This is a genomic window from Acidimicrobiales bacterium, from assembly GCA_035316325.1.
Taxonomy (GTDB): Bacteria; Actinomycetota; Acidimicrobiia; order Acidimicrobiales; family VFJN01; genus DASXTK01.
Genome location: DATHJB010000169.1, coordinates 13,365 through 28,209, shown reverse-complemented (window position 1 = coordinate 28,209; position 14,845 = coordinate 13,365). Strand labels below are relative to the sequence as shown.

General features: G+C 72.4%; 17 protein-coding genes. 6 read left to right on the top strand and 11 right to left on the bottom strand.

Annotated elements, in window-relative coordinates; translation table 11 throughout:
• From VK611_22120 to VK611_22100, 5 genes are all read right to left on the bottom strand, one after another.
• On the bottom strand, positions 1 to 927 hold a 927-nt coding region (locus VK611_22120), incomplete at its 3' end, for a TIGR03560 family F420-dependent LLM class oxidoreductase (protein HMG44045.1).
• A gap of 3 nt (positions 928 to 930) precedes the next feature.
• Positions 931 to 2,112: an ATP-binding protein gene (locus VK611_22115; GenBank protein HMG44044.1), complete on the bottom strand. Its 1,182-nt coding sequence runs from the start codon at positions 2,110 to 2,112 to the stop codon at positions 931 to 933.
• A gap of 2 nt (positions 2,113 to 2,114) precedes the next feature.
• Positions 2,115 to 2,798 carry a response regulator transcription factor gene (locus VK611_22110; GenBank protein ID HMG44043.1) on the bottom strand — a complete coding sequence of 228 codons (684 nt, stop codon included), beginning with the start codon at positions 2,796 to 2,798 and terminating at the stop codon, positions 2,115 to 2,117.
• 64 nt (positions 2,799 to 2,862) lie between these two features.
• Positions 2,863 to 3,285 (bottom strand): hypothetical protein, encoded by a 423-nt coding sequence (locus VK611_22105; GenBank protein HMG44042.1) that lies wholly within the window; start codon positions 3,283 to 3,285, stop codon positions 2,863 to 2,865.
• Positions 3,286 to 3,387: 102 nt separating this feature from the next.
• Complete coding sequence (locus VK611_22100; protein ID HMG44041.1) at positions 3,388 to 3,996, bottom strand: hypothetical protein; 609 nt, start codon at positions 3,994 to 3,996, stop codon at positions 3,388 to 3,390.
• 18 nt (positions 3,997 to 4,014) lie between these two features.
• Between VK611_22100 and VK611_22095 the strand changes: the two genes are divergently transcribed.
• Both VK611_22095 and VK611_22090 read left to right on the top strand, forming a co-directional pair.
• On the top strand, positions 4,015 to 4,668 hold the full coding sequence (locus VK611_22095) for a class I SAM-dependent methyltransferase (protein HMG44040.1): 654 nt from the start codon (positions 4,015 to 4,017) through the stop codon (positions 4,666 to 4,668).
• A 38-nt stretch (positions 4,669 to 4,706) separates the two neighbouring features.
• Positions 4,707 to 6,260 (top strand): AMP-binding protein, encoded by a 1,554-nt coding sequence (locus VK611_22090; protein ID HMG44039.1) that lies wholly within the window; start codon positions 4,707 to 4,709, stop codon positions 6,258 to 6,260.
• Here the strand turns inward: VK611_22090 and VK611_22085 are convergent.
• On the bottom strand, positions 6,253 to 6,726 hold the full coding sequence (locus tag VK611_22085; protein ID HMG44038.1) for a DUF4395 domain-containing protein: 474 nt from the start codon (positions 6,724 to 6,726) through the stop codon (positions 6,253 to 6,255). The genes VK611_22090 and VK611_22085 overlap by 8 nt on opposite strands.
• A 135-nt stretch (positions 6,727 to 6,861) precedes the next feature.
• Between VK611_22085 and VK611_22080 the strand changes: the two genes are divergently transcribed.
• The 3 genes from VK611_22080 (at position 6,862) to VK611_22070 (ending at position 8,881) form a co-directional block, all read left to right on the top strand.
• Complete coding sequence (locus tag VK611_22080) at positions 6,862 to 7,332, top strand: hypothetical protein (GenBank protein HMG44037.1); 471 nt, start codon at positions 6,862 to 6,864, stop codon at positions 7,330 to 7,332.
• A gap of 56 nt (positions 7,333 to 7,388) precedes the next feature.
• Entirely contained in the window at positions 7,389 to 7,991 is a 603-nt protein-coding gene (locus VK611_22075) for a hypothetical protein (GenBank protein HMG44036.1), read from the top strand.
• A gap of 65 nt (positions 7,992 to 8,056) precedes the next feature.
• A complete protein-coding gene (locus VK611_22070; protein ID HMG44035.1) occupies positions 8,057 to 8,881 on the top strand; it encodes a cyclase family protein in 825 nt (274 codons plus the stop codon).
• Between the two features lie 3 nt (positions 8,882 to 8,884).
• Here VK611_22070 and VK611_22065 read toward each other — a convergent pair whose 3' ends face one another.
• Both VK611_22065 and VK611_22060 read right to left on the bottom strand, forming a co-directional pair.
• A complete protein-coding gene (locus VK611_22065; GenBank protein ID HMG44034.1) occupies positions 8,885 to 10,465 on the bottom strand; it encodes a GGDEF domain-containing protein in 1,581 nt (526 codons plus the stop codon).
• 8 nt (positions 10,466 to 10,473) lie between these two features.
• On the bottom strand, positions 10,474 to 11,214 hold the full coding sequence (locus VK611_22060; protein HMG44033.1) for a maleylpyruvate isomerase family mycothiol-dependent enzyme: 741 nt from the start codon (positions 11,212 to 11,214) through the stop codon (positions 10,474 to 10,476).
• A gap of 103 nt (positions 11,215 to 11,317) precedes the next feature.
• Here VK611_22060 and VK611_22055 point away from each other — a divergent pair, with 103 nt between their 5' ends.
• A complete protein-coding gene (locus VK611_22055; GenBank protein HMG44032.1) occupies positions 11,318 to 12,250 on the top strand; it encodes a hypothetical protein in 933 nt (310 codons plus the stop codon).
• 148 nt (positions 12,251 to 12,398) lie between these two features.
• On the opposite strand, the gene VK611_22050 is transcribed toward VK611_22055, so the two are convergent.
• The 3 genes from VK611_22050 to VK611_22040 form a co-directional block, all read right to left on the bottom strand.
• Positions 12,399 to 12,689: a hypothetical protein gene (locus tag VK611_22050; GenBank protein HMG44031.1), complete on the bottom strand. Its 291-nt coding sequence runs from the start codon at positions 12,687 to 12,689 to the stop codon at positions 12,399 to 12,401.
• 238 nt (positions 12,690 to 12,927) lie between these two features.
• Positions 12,928 to 13,791, bottom strand: a complete 864-nt coding sequence (locus VK611_22045; protein ID HMG44030.1) for a polysaccharide deacetylase family protein — start codon at positions 13,789 to 13,791, stop codon at positions 12,928 to 12,930.
• 55 nt (positions 13,792 to 13,846) lie between these two features.
• Positions 13,847 to 14,833, bottom strand: coding sequence for a GDP-mannose 4,6-dehydratase (locus VK611_22040; GenBank protein ID HMG44029.1), 987 nt, complete (start codon positions 14,831 to 14,833; stop codon positions 13,847 to 13,849).
• Positions 14,834 to 14,845 lie beyond the last annotated feature (12 nt).

Below are 14,845 nucleotides of genomic sequence, written 5' to 3'. Positions count from 1 at the left end.
CGGCATGTTCACGACGATGCCGTCGATGCCCAGGGCCAGCAGGTTCGACGCCTGCTCGGTCACCTCGTCGGGCGAGCCGACGAAGAAGCGGGGCAGGACCTTGCGCAGCTCGTCGATGTCGTCGAGCGGCAGGGTCGAGGCGTCGACGCCCCGGCCGGCGAGCATCTCGCTCAGCACCCGGACGGCGTCCTCGTGGGTGGCGCCGATCACGAGGGTGCCGAGGACCGACGTGCTGATCTCGGCGACGTCACGCCCGAAGGTGGCGCAGTGCCCGGCCAGCACCTCCAGCTTGTGCGGCACCTCGTCGAACCCGCAGTTGAGGTTGGAGGCGTCGGCGTACTGGGCGGCGAGCCGGAGCGTGTGGCGCTCGCCGGCCCCGCCCACCATGATCGGCGGGCCACCCGGCCGCACCGGCGGGGGCGAGTTCCAGGCGCCGGTCACCGAGGTGTGCTTGCCCTCGAACGTGGTCTGGCGCTGGGTGAACATCGAGCGGCAGATGTTCAGCGCGTCCTCCAGCTTCTCGTAGCGGACCGACCCCTTCGGGAACTCGAAGCCGAGCGCCCGGTGCTCCTCGGCGTACCAGGCGGCGCCGATGCCGAGGATGGCCCGACCCTTCGACACCACGTCGAGGGTGGTGAGGATCTTCGCCAGCAGCGCCGGGTTCCGGTAGGTGACGCCGGTGACGAGCGTCGCCAGGTCGACGTTCTCGGTGCGGGCGGCGAGGGCGCCCAGCAGGGTGTAGGCCTCCAGCATCTCCAGCTCGGGCGGGCCGAGCAGGGGCAGCTGGAAGAAGTGGTCCATGACGAAGAGCGAGTCGAAGCCGGACTCGTCGGCCGCCTGGGCGGCATCGCTGAGCGTGTCGAAGAGCTGGTCGACGGTCCGGTCGGGGAACGTGAAGTTGGGCAGTTGCAGTCCGGCTTGGATCATGGTCTACAGCGTAGACATAGGGAGCGTGAAGGCCACCCGGGCCCCGCCCTCCGGCCGGTTCGTCGCCTCGATGCGACCGCCGTGGGCCTCCACCAGGTCGCGCACGATCGACAGGCCCAGGCCGCTGCCCCGGCTGTCGACCGGGCGGGTGAAGCGCTCGAACACGTGGGCGAGCTGGTCGGGCGGGAAGCCGGGGCCGGCGTCGCTCACCGCCACCAGGACGGCGTCGACCCCCGGCTCGACGGCGACGGTCACCGTGCCGCCGGCCGGCGTGTGCCGCACCGCGTTGGACAGCAGGTTGTCGAGCACCTGGCGGATGCGGGTGGGGTCGACGTCGAGCAGCGGCAACGCGCCGGCGGCGGCCGACGCGGCGACCCGCGCCGGCCCCCGCAGCGTCACCTGGGTGCGCTCGGCCAGGTGACGGTGACCGTCGATCGCCTCCTCCACCAGGGCGGGCAGGTCGGTCGGCTCGCGGTGCAGCACCAGCTGGCCGGCGTCGGCCAGTGCCAGGGTGTGCAGGTCGTCGACCAGGTGGCCCAGCCGCCGCGTCTCCTCCAGCAGCGACGCCAGGTGCTGGTCGTCCCGGGCGTGGATGCCGTCGAGCTGCGCCTCGATGCCGCTCTGCAGCACGGCCAGCGGCGTGCGCAGCTCGTGGCTGACGTCGGCCAGGAAGCGGCGGCGCTGCTCGTCGGTGTCGCCCAGGCGCTCGGCCATGCGGTTGAAGGCGTGGGCCAGCGACCGGAGCTCCCGGGGGCCGCCGGGCTCGACGGTCACGTCGAAATCACCCCCGGCCACCTGGTCGGCGGCGCCCAGCAGGTCGCCGACGGGCCGGCTGAGGCGGCGGTAGGCGAGCGTCGCCCCGGCCCCACCGATCAGGAGCACCACGCCGGCGAAGCCCACCAGCGCGATCGGGTTGCGGTCCTGGCGGCTCGACTCGTCGTCGCGCCAGTTCCGGCCGCCGAACACCGCGTTGGAGAGGATCCCCAGCCCGATCATCACCACCAGGACCGTGGCCGCCGCCACCAGGAACCGCCGGCGGAAGTGGCGCGGCCCGGCGGTGCGCCACGGCGGCCCGCCCCGGGGTCCGCCGTGACCGCCGTGCCAGGCACCCCACGGCGGCCCACCATGCCAGGGCTCGCCCTCCGGCCACCACGGTGGCGGCCCGCTGCGTCGACCGGGGCTCATGGTCAGGCCTCGGCGAAGCGGTAGCCGACGCCGTGGACGGTGAGCAGGAGCCGGGGACGGTGGGGGTCGTCCTCGAGCTTGCGGCGGATGTTCTTCACGTGGGCGTCGATGGCCCGCTCGTAGCCCTCCGTGACCACGCCGTGGATCACGTCGAGCAGCTGCGCCCGGGTGAAGACCCGTCCCGGCTCCCGGGCCAGGTGGGCCACGAGCTCGAACTCGGTGGAGGTCAGCTCGACCGGCCGCTCCCCCACCGCGACCCGACGTCGGGCGGTGTCGACGGTGACGTCGCCCACGGCGAAGCGCTCCCGCCCGTCGCCCGCCCGGGCGCTGCGCCGGAGGACCGCCCGCACCCGGGCCACCAGCTCCCGGGGGCTGAACGGCTTCACCAGGTAGTCGTCGGCGCCCAGCTCCAGACCCAGCACCCGGTCGACCTCGTCGCTGCGGGCCGTCAGCATGATGATCGGCACCGGCGGCTCGGCGGCCTGCAGGGCCCGGGCGACGTCGAGACCGTCGAGGCCCGGCAGGCCCAGGTCGAGCACCACCAGGTCGGGCGGCTGGGCCCGGGCCCGCTCCAGCGCCGTCGGCCCGTCCATGGCGACGCTCACGGCGAAGCCGGCGGCGGTCAGGTAGTCGCGGACCACGTCGACGATCTTGGGCTCGTCGTCGACCACCAGCACTCTCGGCACCTCGCCAGTCTCGCGGGACGGGGGCGGGACCCCTCGGATCCCGCCCCCGTCTCGATTGCCCATGTCACGCCGACGACGGCTCGTCGGGCGGGGTGGGGCTCGGCGCCGTCGGGGCCTCGGGGTCGGGGCCGGGGCCGTAAGGGCCCGGTCCGCAAGGGCGGTTCCAAGGCGGCCCGTAGCCGCGGCCGTAGTCGTGACCGTAACCGTGGCCGTAGCCGTGCCAGTGGCGACGACCGCCCCGGGCGAACAGCACGACCAGCCCGATGATCAGCAGCGGGAACAGGAAGAACCCCGGCCCGGGGCCCCAATGGTTCCCCCAGTCGCCGTCCCGGACCACGCGCACGACCTCGCCGCCTTCGGACCGTTCGGTCACCACCTGGGTGACCTCGTCGTCCTGGCCGGCGCGGTAGGCACCGACCCCCACCGTCAACAGCACGGCGGCGGCCAGCAGGCCTGCGACCACGCCGGTCCACACTCGTCGATTCATCTCCGTCTCCTCTCCGTTCGTTCCAACGGAGATGACGATCGTCCCGAGATGTGAACGCGATGTGGAGACGCTGCGGAGCGGCCGCGGATGTTGAGCGGGGGCCTACCTCTGGCGGGCTGCGGCGGCGTCGGCCAGCGCCCGGCGGGCCCGGCGCCACTGGTTCCGGGGGCCCACGCCGCCCCAGTCGATCGCACCGAACTTCGCCCGCTCGTCGTCGGACAGCCGGCCCGTCATGGCCCCGGCACCGAGCCGCAGCAACGCCAGGGGGCCCGAGCGCAGACCGACCCGCTCGAGCTCACGGCGCAGGTTGGGCCACCAGACGACCGGGGCGTTCTCGATCACGTCGTCGAGCGCCGCCAGCTCGCGGTGGGCACCGAAGCGCCGGATCTGCCGGGTCACCAGCCACTGGATGCCGGCCAGGAGCAGGAAGATCACCACCAGCACGCCGCCCAGCAGCGCCTCGCCGGTCAGCCACCAGACGAGCCCGGCGAGCACCAGCACCGCGTACTTCACGAGGAACAGCGTCCCCAGCGTCGCCAGCACCGTCGTCGCCGCCAGGTAGCGCACGAACAGCACGGCCTCCTGCGAGGTGAGCGGTGTGTCCACCGGGTCGACGGCGTCGCCCGGATCGTCCGCCTCCGCGGTCTGCAACGCCCGACCGCCACGCACCGCGGTCCACGCCCCCCGCCCGACCTTTCCCCAGACCGCCATGCGCTATAGGAATAGTCGATGACCGACGACGACGTCGCACCCGACGGCAGCCCCGTGGCGGTCTACCTGGCGCTGCCGCCCGGCGAGGTGCCCCGGATGGTGCACGACGCGGTGGCGCCCGGCGGGTCGATCCTCGACCTGGGCAGCGGGCCCGGGCGCATGACCCACCCGCTGGTGGCGCTGGGCCATCCCGCGGTGGCGGTGGACGACTCCGCGGACATGCTCGCCCACGTCGAGGGCGCCGAGACCGTGCACGCCGACGTCTTCGGCCTGCGCCTGGACCGCCGCTTCGACGGGGTGCTCGGCGCCAGCCACCTGATCAACGTGGCCGAGCGGGAGCGGCGGGCGGCGCTGCTCGACGTGTGCCGGTCGCACCTGACCGACGACGGCGTCGTGCTGCTGCAGCGCTACGAGCCCGGCTGGGCCCGGTCGCCCGAGAGCGGCTACGGCACGGTCGGCCCGGTGGAGATCGACATCGAGATCCACGCCCAGCGGGGCGCCGAGTTCGACGCCACCGTCACCTACATCCTGGGCGACCGGCGCTGGTCGCAGACGTTCACGTCGACCGCGATCGAGGAGGACCAGCTGTCCGGCGAGGCGCTCGAGGCCGGCCTCCGGTTCGACCGCTGGCTCGACGACCGACTCACCTGGGCGCTACTCAAGGCAGAATGACCCTCGGGGCCGGCCACCCGACAAGGGGGAACAGCGCGATGAAGGTGCCGTTGACCGTTCGTGACCACATCGAGCGGGCTGCGCTCGTCTACGGCGACCGCGTCGGCGTGGTCGACGAGCCCGACCAGCCGGCCCCGTCACTCGGCGACGTCACCTACCGCCGCCTGGCCACGCTGGCCGACGCCCAGGCCGCCCGGCTCGACCAGCTCGGCGTCGGGTTCGGCGAGCGGGTGGCGATCGTGTCGCAGAACGCCGCCCGGATGCTCGCCGGCTTCTACGGCACGAGCGGCCACGGCCGGGTGTACGTGCCGGTGAACTTCCGGCTCCACACCGACGAGATCCGCTACATCGTCGAGCACTCCGGGGCGTCGATGCTGCTGTTCGACCCCGAGCTGGAGGACACGCTCGAGGCGGTCGACTGCGCCCACAAGGTGCGCCTGGGCGACGACGACGGCGAGATCTACCTCCACGACGTCGAGCCCCGGCCGTGGGAGCCCGACGAGGACGCCACCGCCACCGTCAACTACACGAGCGGCACCACCGCCCGTCCCAAGGGCGTGCAGATGACCCACCGGATGCTGTGGACCAACGCCGCCACGTTCGGGTGGCACGTCGGCATCGACGACCGCGACGTCTACCTCCACACCCTGCCCATGTTCCACTGCAACGGCTGGGGGATGCCCTACGCGCTGACGGCCATGGGCGTGCCGCAGGTGGTGCTGCGCAAGGTCGAAGGCGCCGAGATCCTGCGGCGGATCGAGGCCCACGGGGTCACGCTGCTGTGCGGGGCACCCGCCGTCGTCGCCGCCGTGCTCGACGCCGCGTCCACGTGGGACGGCCCCGTGCCCGGGGCGGGTCGCACCCGCATCGTCGTCGCAGGAGCGCCGCCGCCCACCCGCATCATCGAGCGGGTGGAGACCGAGCTGGGCTGGGAGTTCATCCAGATCTACGGCCTCACGGAGACGTCGCCACTGCTGACCGTCAACCGCACCCGGCCGGAGTGGGACGGCGTGACCGACGGGGAGCGGGCCGCTCGACTGAGTCGGGCGGGCGTGCCGGCGCTGGGCGTGCGGCTGCGGGTCGACCAGCAGAGCGAGGTGCTGGCCCGGTCGAACCACGTGCTGCTCGGCTACTGGGAGCAGCCCGAGGCCACCGCCGACGCCATCCCCGACGGCTGGTTCCACACCGGCGACGGCGGCACGATCGACGCCGACGGCTACCTCACGATCTCCGACCGCAAGAAGGACGTGATCATCTCGGGCGGCGAGAACGTGTCGTCGATCGAGGTGGAGGACCGGCTGTTCTCCCACCCGGCGGTCGCCGAGGTGGCGGTGATCGGCGTGCCCGACGACAAGTGGGGCGAGACCGTGAAGGCCCTGGTGGTGCTGGCGCCCGATGTGTCGGCCGAGGAGGGCGAGGCCGCGGTCGACGAGGCCGAGCTGATCGCCTGGTGCCGCGGCGGCCTCGCCCACTACAAGTGCCCCACCTCGGTGGAGATCCGCGACGAGCTGGCCCGCACCGCCACCGGCAAGCTGCAGAAGTTCAAGCTCCGGGCGCCCTACTGGGAGGGCCGGGAGCGCCTGGTCAACTGAGCGCGACGCAGCGCTCGCACACCGACTCGGGGATCACGCCGGCCTTCATCAGCAGGGCGAAGGCCCGGCAGCCGAGGCAGACGCCGAACACCGACTCCAGCGTCGCTGCCGCCACCAGCATCCCGAGCACCACGTAGGCGGCACCGGTGGCGTCGAAGCCGAACGCCAGGACCGCGGCCGTGAGGCTGAACGTCGCGCCCATGGCCTGGGCGAACCGCTTGGGCGGGCCGGGCACGGGCCGGGGTGCGACCTCGAGCCGGGGCCGCACCACCTTCGTCACCAGCTGGCCCAGCGGGCTGAGCGTGGGTCCCGAGATCACCCGGGCGACGAAGCCGTAGGCGATCAGACCGATGAGCCACGGCTGGTCGAGGGCGACCGTGGCCAGTGACAGCAGGACGACCCCACCGGCCACCAGCCGCGCCGACACCTCGTCCACAGGATCCGGGAACCCGACGATGGCGGCCATGTCCTGCAGCCTAGCGACAATCCCGACCCACCAGATCGGGTATCGGGAGGTGGCATGCGGTGCCAGTGACGGGAGGCGGCCGGGTCCGTAGCGTCGGCATCCTTCGAACACGGCGGACAAGGAAGCAGGCGGAACATGAGGACTTTCACGGCGGCAGCCGCAGGGCTGCTGCTCCTGGCGTTGGCGACGGGCTGCGCCGACGAGTCGACGACCGAGGCGACCGCCTCACCGTCGACGACCGAGCAGGAGACGCCCCGCACGACCCAGCGCCGGAGGCCGTCGACCACCACCACGACGACGACGGCGCCCCCGACCACCACGACCACACCCCCGACGACCGTCCCCCCGACCACATCCCCGCCGCCTCCTCCACCTCCCCCACCCCCACCGCCGCCACCTCCCCCGCCGCCGCCTCCTCCTCCACCCCCGCCGCCAGCCCCCGCGGGCAACTGCCACCCGTCGTACACACCGTGCGTGCCGTTCGCGAGCGACGTCGACTGCGCCGGCGGCAGCGGGAACGGCCCGGCCTACACCGGCCAGGTGAGCGTCGTCGGGCCCGACGAGTACGACCTCGACAGGGACGCCGACGGCATCGGCTGCGAGTAGCGCAGGCTGATTGCACTTTCGATGCAAAGTCCGCCGGGGGTACCTAAGGTCCGGACATGACTGCGCATCAGCCCTGGGGGGCGCTGAAGCAGGTCGTGGCCGTCGCGCTCCCGGTCGTGATCGCCGTCGTCGCCGCCTGCTCGTCAGGCGGCGACGACGATGCGACCGACGGCCGCAGCGACGAGACCACGACCACCACCGAGCCCGAGGACCTCGTGATGGAGGCCGACGACTTCGTCAACATCCACGACATGACGCCCGTGCGGGGCTTCTTCGTCGACAACCGCCTGGGCCACCTCGACGACGCCCTGGCGATCGCGAACGACACCGAGGGCGGCGGCGCCTACCCCGTCGGCACGATCATCCAGCTGATCCCGCAGGAGGCGATGGTCAAGCGGGCAGCCGGCTTCGACCCGGACTCCAACGACTGGGAGTTCTTCAGCCTGACCGTGACGCCAGAGGGGACCGAGATCGTCACCCGTGGTGGCGCCGAGGTGATCAACCAGTTCGGCGGCAGCTGCGCCGACTGCCACAACCTGGCCGAGCCCGAGTTCGACTTCGTCTGCGAGAAGGACCACGGCTGCGAGCCCCTGCCCATCGGTGACGACGTCATCATGAGCGTCCAGGAGTCGGACCCGAGGCCGCGAACGTCCGCATGAACCGGGCCTAATCTGTCCCCCACTCGGGGTGGCCCCACCCCCTATGGCAGAGAGAGGCGTAGCTGGTGGAAAGACGACAGCTGATGCGCACGGCCGCCGCCGGAGTGGCCGGTATGGTCGGCGCGACCGTGCTCGATCCCGTCGACGTCACAGGCGCAAGCCCCCGCCACGGCGGCAATCCCCTCGCCAACCTGCGGTTGGTCAACCTGTCGCACGTGAACGACCCGGCCACCACCACCCTGTTCCCGGGTGACCCGGAGTTCACGTTGGAGACGATGGCGACGATCCCGGTCGACGGGTTCTACATGCAGTACGTGATGGAGGGCGAGCACACCGGCACCCACTGGGGCGCTCCGGGGCACTTCGAGGAGGGCGGCCTCCTCGCCGACCAGCTCGACCCGATGGACCTCTACCTCCCGGCGGTGAAGATCGACGTCCGGCAGAAGGCGGCGGCGAACGCCGACTACGCCCTGACCGTCGACGACCTGAAGGCCTTCGAGCGCCGCCACGGGCGCATCCCCAACGGCGCCGCGGTGGTCCTGTGGACCGGCTGGGAGGCCAAGTGGGGCACCGACGCCTACGCCAACGTCGACGCCGACGGCGTGATCCACCAGCCGGCGTTCGGCGCCGAGGCCGCCGACTGGCTCATCTCGTCGGGACGGCTCGGCAAGCGGGGCGCCCTCGGCACCGACACGTTCGGCCCCGACCTCGGCACCGACGAGAACTTCGAGGTCTCCGTGATGCTCTACCACCGGCACCGGATCAGCCTCGAGAACCTCAACAACCTCCGGACGCTGCCCCCCACCGGCGCGTACGTGCTGGTCGGCGGCCCGATCCACGCGGCCGGCTCCGGCTCGACCGCCACGATCTACGGCGTCCTCCCCGGCTGACGATCAGCGGCGGGCCGGTTGGATCCGGTCCGGGGGGATCTCGGCGAGGAGCTCCGGGCGGTAGTGCACCGCCCGGCCCTTGCCGCGGGCCTTGCCGACGTAGAGCGCCCCGTCGGCCCGGCGCATCAGCACGTCGGCGGTGAGGTCCAGCTCGTCGCCGGTCGACTCGACCAGACCGAGGCTGGCGCCGATCCGCAGCATCAACCCGTCGATCATGAACGGCTCGCTCATCGACGTGAGGATGCGGTCGCTCACGGTCGCCGGCGTGTCCAGCGTGCCCTCCAGGACGACGGCGAACTCGTCGCCGCCCAGGCGGGCGACGGTGTCGGCGGTGCGGACGCAGCCGCGCAACCGGTCGCCGACCGCCCGCAGCAGCCGGTCGCCGGTGGTGTGGCCGTAGCTGTCGTTGATGGCCTTGAAGTCGTCGAGGTCGACCAGCACCAACGAGTAGGGCCGCCCCTGGTCGCGGTGGCGGGTCATGGCCCCCACCAGGCGCTCGCCGAACAGCGACCGGTTCGCCAGCCCGGTGAGCGGGTCGTGCTGGGCGCGGTAGGCCAGCTCGGCCTGCGTGGCCGTCACCCGCTCGAGCAGTGCCTGGTTCTCCACCAGCGTGACGAGCTGGCGCAGCAGCACCATCCCGGTCACGCCCGCCACCGCCCAGCGCTCGACGGCGTCGATGTTGCCGTCCAGCAGGTTCTGGACCACCACGGTGCTGGCCATCAGCACCACCAGGGCGTACGGCAGGAAGAGGTGGGCCCGGTCGACCCGCACGTCGGCGCGGCGGTTGCCGAGGTGCGGCGGGCCGTCGGCGGGCACGAGGGCGGCGATGGCGATGAGCAGGGGCCCGATGATGAAGCCGAAGTTCGTCGCCGGCGGCATGGTCTCCCTACCGGTGCTCACGATGTAGGCGAAGATGCTGTCGGACGCCGAGATGCTGACGAGCCCCGACCCCAGGAGCCACAGCTGCTTGCGCAAGTGCTGCGGCACCCGGCGGGTCACCGCCAGCAGCACAACGATCACCACCAGGATGAGGTCGGTGGACGGGTAGGCGATCGCCACCAGGAACGACCCGGTGTTGGGCGCCCCCTGGTGCACCACCGCGCCCAGCGCCGTCGCCCACGTGACGACGAACAGCGAGCCCACCACGATCAGCCCGTCGAGCACGAACACGAGCTGGGCACGCCCCCGCCCGACGGCCGCCGCGGGTTGGGGGTGGGCGACGGCCAGCGAGAGCAGCGCCGGCAGGGCGAACACCGGCATCGCCAGGTAGCCGATGTCGGCCGGCCCCGGCGACGGGAGGGGCGTGTCCGAGAAGATCTGCCCGTACGACCAGATCGCCTGACCGATCGACCAGCCGACCATGCCGACGCCCATCAGCAGGCGCCAGTTGCGCTCCGGGCCGTAGGTCGACCGGGCCATGACGAAGCACAGCACCGCCGCCGCGATCCCGGCCGTCTGCTGGGCGAAGTTGTCGACGACGATGGCGGCGTCCTCGGAGAGGACCCCGGTGCTGTCCAGCAGGATGACCGTTGCAAGCCACGCCAGCGCGGCGCCGAGCCACGCCCCCAGCTGTCTCGTCGTCATCGGCGGTGTCAGAAGACGAACTCTCCGTACCAGAGATCGATGACGGACGCGTCGCCGAAGCTCTCGATCGGGCCGAGCGGCGGCCGGTTGTAGAGGAGGAGCTCCAGGTCGGACACGGCGCCCCGGAGCGCCAAGTCGCCCTTGGCGTGGGTGCGGGTGACATCGATGCGGTCGGGCAGGAGGGTGACCAGCCACTCGGCACCGAGACCCGGGGCGAGGCCCTCGTCGGTGCCGTGCAGGTGCATGGTCTGTCCGGTGGGGACGCCGGTGCGGGGGCGGGTGGTGACGAGCGCTTCGAGGGTCTCGTCGATGCCCTCGATCGCCAGAGCGGCGTCGATGGGCGTGCAGGTGCCCCGGGCCGACTGGGCGTCGTAGCGGTGGATGGCCAGCTCGCTGGCGATGCGGCGGGCGACGAAGCCGGCGGTCTGGTCGGGTTCGAACCAGGTCCACACCGGGGTGGCGGCCGGGGTGTGGCGCAGCTGGTCGACCATGTCGGCGCCGGCAGCCGACAGCCAGGCGGGGGTCACGTCGGCGTCGGGCGGTGGGGCGTGGTCGGTCTTCTCCCGGCCGGTGCCCTCGCACAGCACGTGGGCCCAGAACCCGAGGAACTCGCCGACGTGGTGCGCCAGGTCCAGCACCGTCCAGCCCGGGCACGTCGGCACGGCCACCCTCAGGTCGTCGTCGCCCACGGCCCGCAGCAACGCTCCGAGCTCCCGTTCCGCCGCCTCGACACGCTCGTCGTGTTCCACCCGCCACACCCTACGACGGGGCGTGCTGCGACCTCCGCCTGATCCGATCGGCGCCGGGGCCGCCATGCCAGCTCGGGCGTGGGTGTGATCTGATGACAGCGTGGTGGGTGAGAACGACTGGGGCAACGACGGCGGGGCCGACGGCGCGCCGCTCGACGAACACGACTGGTGGGAGGCGACCAACCGGGCCTCGACAGCCGCGGCCGCCGAGGCGTTCCACGAGGCACCGGCCGAGTTGGGCCGCGAGGTCCTGCCCGCCGCGTCCCGGCACCTGCGTCCGAGCCGCGGGGTCAAGGGCGGAGCCGTCAAGGGCGGCGCCGTCAAGGGCGGTGGGCTCAAGGCGGCCCTGGTCGAGAACGGCGCCGTCAAGGCAGTGTTGGGCTCGCACGGGGCGCTGGCGGCGGTGGGCGGCGTGGTGGCGATCGCGGCGCTGGTGATCGTCGCGGTGGTCGCCTTCGCGGGCAACAGCTCGCCGGACGACTCGGCGCTGCGGACCGACAGCTTCGGCAACGGCGACAAGTCCCGCAGCGTCGACGGCGGCGGCGACAAGACCAGCGACTCGACCTCCCCATCGTCGACCGGCGCCACCACCACCGCCCCGGCGTCGACCACCACGACCCTGCCCGCGTCGGCCACCTCCACGGCGGCTCCCGGAAGCGGTGGACCAGTCGTCGTCGACCCGCCTGCCGACCCGCCCGCGACGGTGCCGCCCACGGTCCCACCGGTCACCCGGCCGCCGGCGACCACCACGCCGACCCCACCCGCAGGCCCGACGATCACGTCGTTCACCGGGCGCTCGGCGACCACCGCGGCGTGCACCCGGACGCAGCGGCTGTCGGTGACGTTCACCTGGAGCAGCCAGCGCGGCGAGTCGGCCACCCTGACCGACGGCGAGACCTCGGCCAGCGTGCCCACCAACAGCAAGCACACCACCTGCAGCCCTGCCGGTCGGGTATGGACGCTCACCGTCGTCGGCGCCCGCGGCACGACACCCGCCGTGGCCACCCGGACGGTGCCGGCCGTGGCGGTGTCCTGAGCTGCCACCGCCACCCACCTGATCCTCGTCGGCCTCGTCGGCTGCTTCGTCGGCGGAGGCCCACCGGCGCAACGACTCGGTCACGGTCTACGGGCTGACCACCAACAACAAGATCGTCACGTTCTCGCTGGACCGCCCGGACAGGGATCTACGGCGTCACCCGCACCCGCAGCGGCGCCGAGCTGGTGACGGTCGACCCCAGGACGGGCCAGGCCACCTTCTTCGCCACCCTCGTGTCGGCCCCGACCGCCACGAACCCGACCCGCTCGCCGATCAACCTCAAGGGCCGCGAGTTCGGCTTCGACTTCAACCCCTCGCGGCCCTCACGGCGAGCCTGGTCGACGCCGGGCCGGTCGATGCCGGGCTGGTCGACCGGGTCGACCTCCGCCTGCTGCAGGCCAGGACCTTCGCCTCCGGCAACCTCCGCCTCTGCAACCAACCGCTCGACGGCTAGGGGAGGTAGTCCTGGCACGGTGGGGCGTCCAGCGACCGAAATGGTCGCCACAGACCGCACGGAACGGACCGACCGTCCCGTCCCGAGTCATCTGTAGTCACCGACCCACAGTCGAGTCATTCGTCGTCGGAGACCGACCACAGACGACTCAAGAACAACCAAACGACCACAAACGACTCACCAACCCCCTTCGAACTCGTCACCTGGCCGTCGGGCCGAGCGGTCAGGGGAGGTAGTCCTCGAGGCGGGCGGGGGTGAGGCCGGCGTCCTTGATGGACTGGAGGGCGGCGAGGTAGTCGTCGACGAAGGTCTGGCGGAAGTGCATGAGGACGACGTCGCCGCGCTGGATACGGGTGCCCTCCTGGAACTGCACCCGGCCGTCGTTCACCGCCTCCCGCCAGAAGAACACGGCCTTCATGCCGCAGTCGTGGGCGGCGGCGAGGGTGTTGGGGTCCTGCAGGCCGCCCGGCGCCCGGAACAGCGTGGGGCGGGTGCCGAACAACCCCTGCAGCTGGTCCGCCGAGCCGCAGATCTCCTGCCGCTGGGCCTCGTAGGAACGCCCCTTGAGGCGGGAGTGGGTGACGGTGTGCGCCTGGATCGTGGCGTCGGCCTGCTCGCGGATGTCGCTGAAGAACTTCGGGTCCTCGGCCGCGACCGACGAGATGAGGAACAGCGTGACCGGCACGCCCGAGTCGCGGATGAGGGCGAGCGCCTCGGGGTGGCGGACGTAGCCGTCGTCGATGGTGATGAACGCCACCGGGTCGGCGGTCTCGATGCGGCTGAGGTGGGCGGCCTGCGTCTGGTCGACCGGCAGGCCCATCTGCAGCGGCGCCGGCGGCCGGGCCACGTCGAACGTCGGCAGCCGATCGGCATACGGGCTGGGCGGCAACGTCGGAGGCGGCGGCGACGTGGTGGCCGTCACCGGCGGAACCGTCGGGCCCGTCGACACCGGCGGCTCCTCGGGGGGCACCGTCACCCGGCCCGGCAGCTGCGGCACCGTCTCGCTCGACACCCCGTCGCTGCCGCAGCTCGTCGCCATGATCACCATCGCCGCTGCTCCGACCACGGAGCGCACCCGTATCGACACGGTCGATCACCCTAGGTGGCCGAACCTCCGCGCCGGGGCACCCCCGGGTCGAGCCTCAGATCGTGTAGCGGGCGGTGCGGTAGCGGGCCAGGTTGGCGGGCTCGCGGAACCAGTCGGCGGTGCGGGCCAGGCCGTCCTCCAGCCGGGTGGCGGGCTTCCACCCCGTCGCCTCGTGCAGCTTGGCGGCGTCGGCCAGCAGCCGCATGACCTCGGAGTCGGCCGGACGCAGGCGGCCCGGGTCGGCCACCACCTCCACCTCGACGCCCATCACGTAGGCGATCGTCCGCACCAGCTCGCCGATCGACACCTCGCGCCCCGAGCCGGCGTTGAAGGCCTGGCCCACCACGTCGTCCGAAGCCGACCCGACCGCCAGGAACGCGGCCACCGTGTCGGTCACGAAGTTGAAGTCGCGGGTCGGCTCCAGTGCACCGAGGGTGACGCGCCGCTGTCCGGCGGCGATCTGCGCCACCACCGTCGGGATCACCGCCCGGGCCGACTGGCGGGGGCCGTAGGTGTTGAACGGCCGCAGCGTCACCGCCGGCACCCCGAACGACCGGTAGAACGACTCGACCAGGGTGTCGGCGGCGATCTTCGAGGCCGAGTACGGCGACTGGCCCTGCAGCGGGTGCGTCTCGTCGATCGGCACCCGCAGCGCCGTGCCGAAGACCTCGGAGGTCGACGTGTGCACCAGCCGCCGCACACCCGCCCGCCGCACGCCCTCCAGCATGTTGAGGGTGCCGGCCACGTTGGTCTCGATGTACGACCGGGGTGCCACGTACGAGTACGGGATGGCGATCAGCGCGGCGAGGTGGAACACGGTGTCGACCTCGTCGCAGAAACCGGCCATCTGCTCGGTGTCGCGGACGTCGCCGAGGACGACCTCCACCTGGTCGAGCACGTCGGGCGGCAGGGTGTCGAGCCACCCCCACGAGCCCTGCGAGTTGTAGAGCGCCAGGGCCCGCACCCGCTGACCGCGGCGCACCAGCGCCTCGACCAGGTGCGAGCCGACGAACCCGTCGGCGCCGGTGACTGCCTGCAACATGTCGTGTTCCTC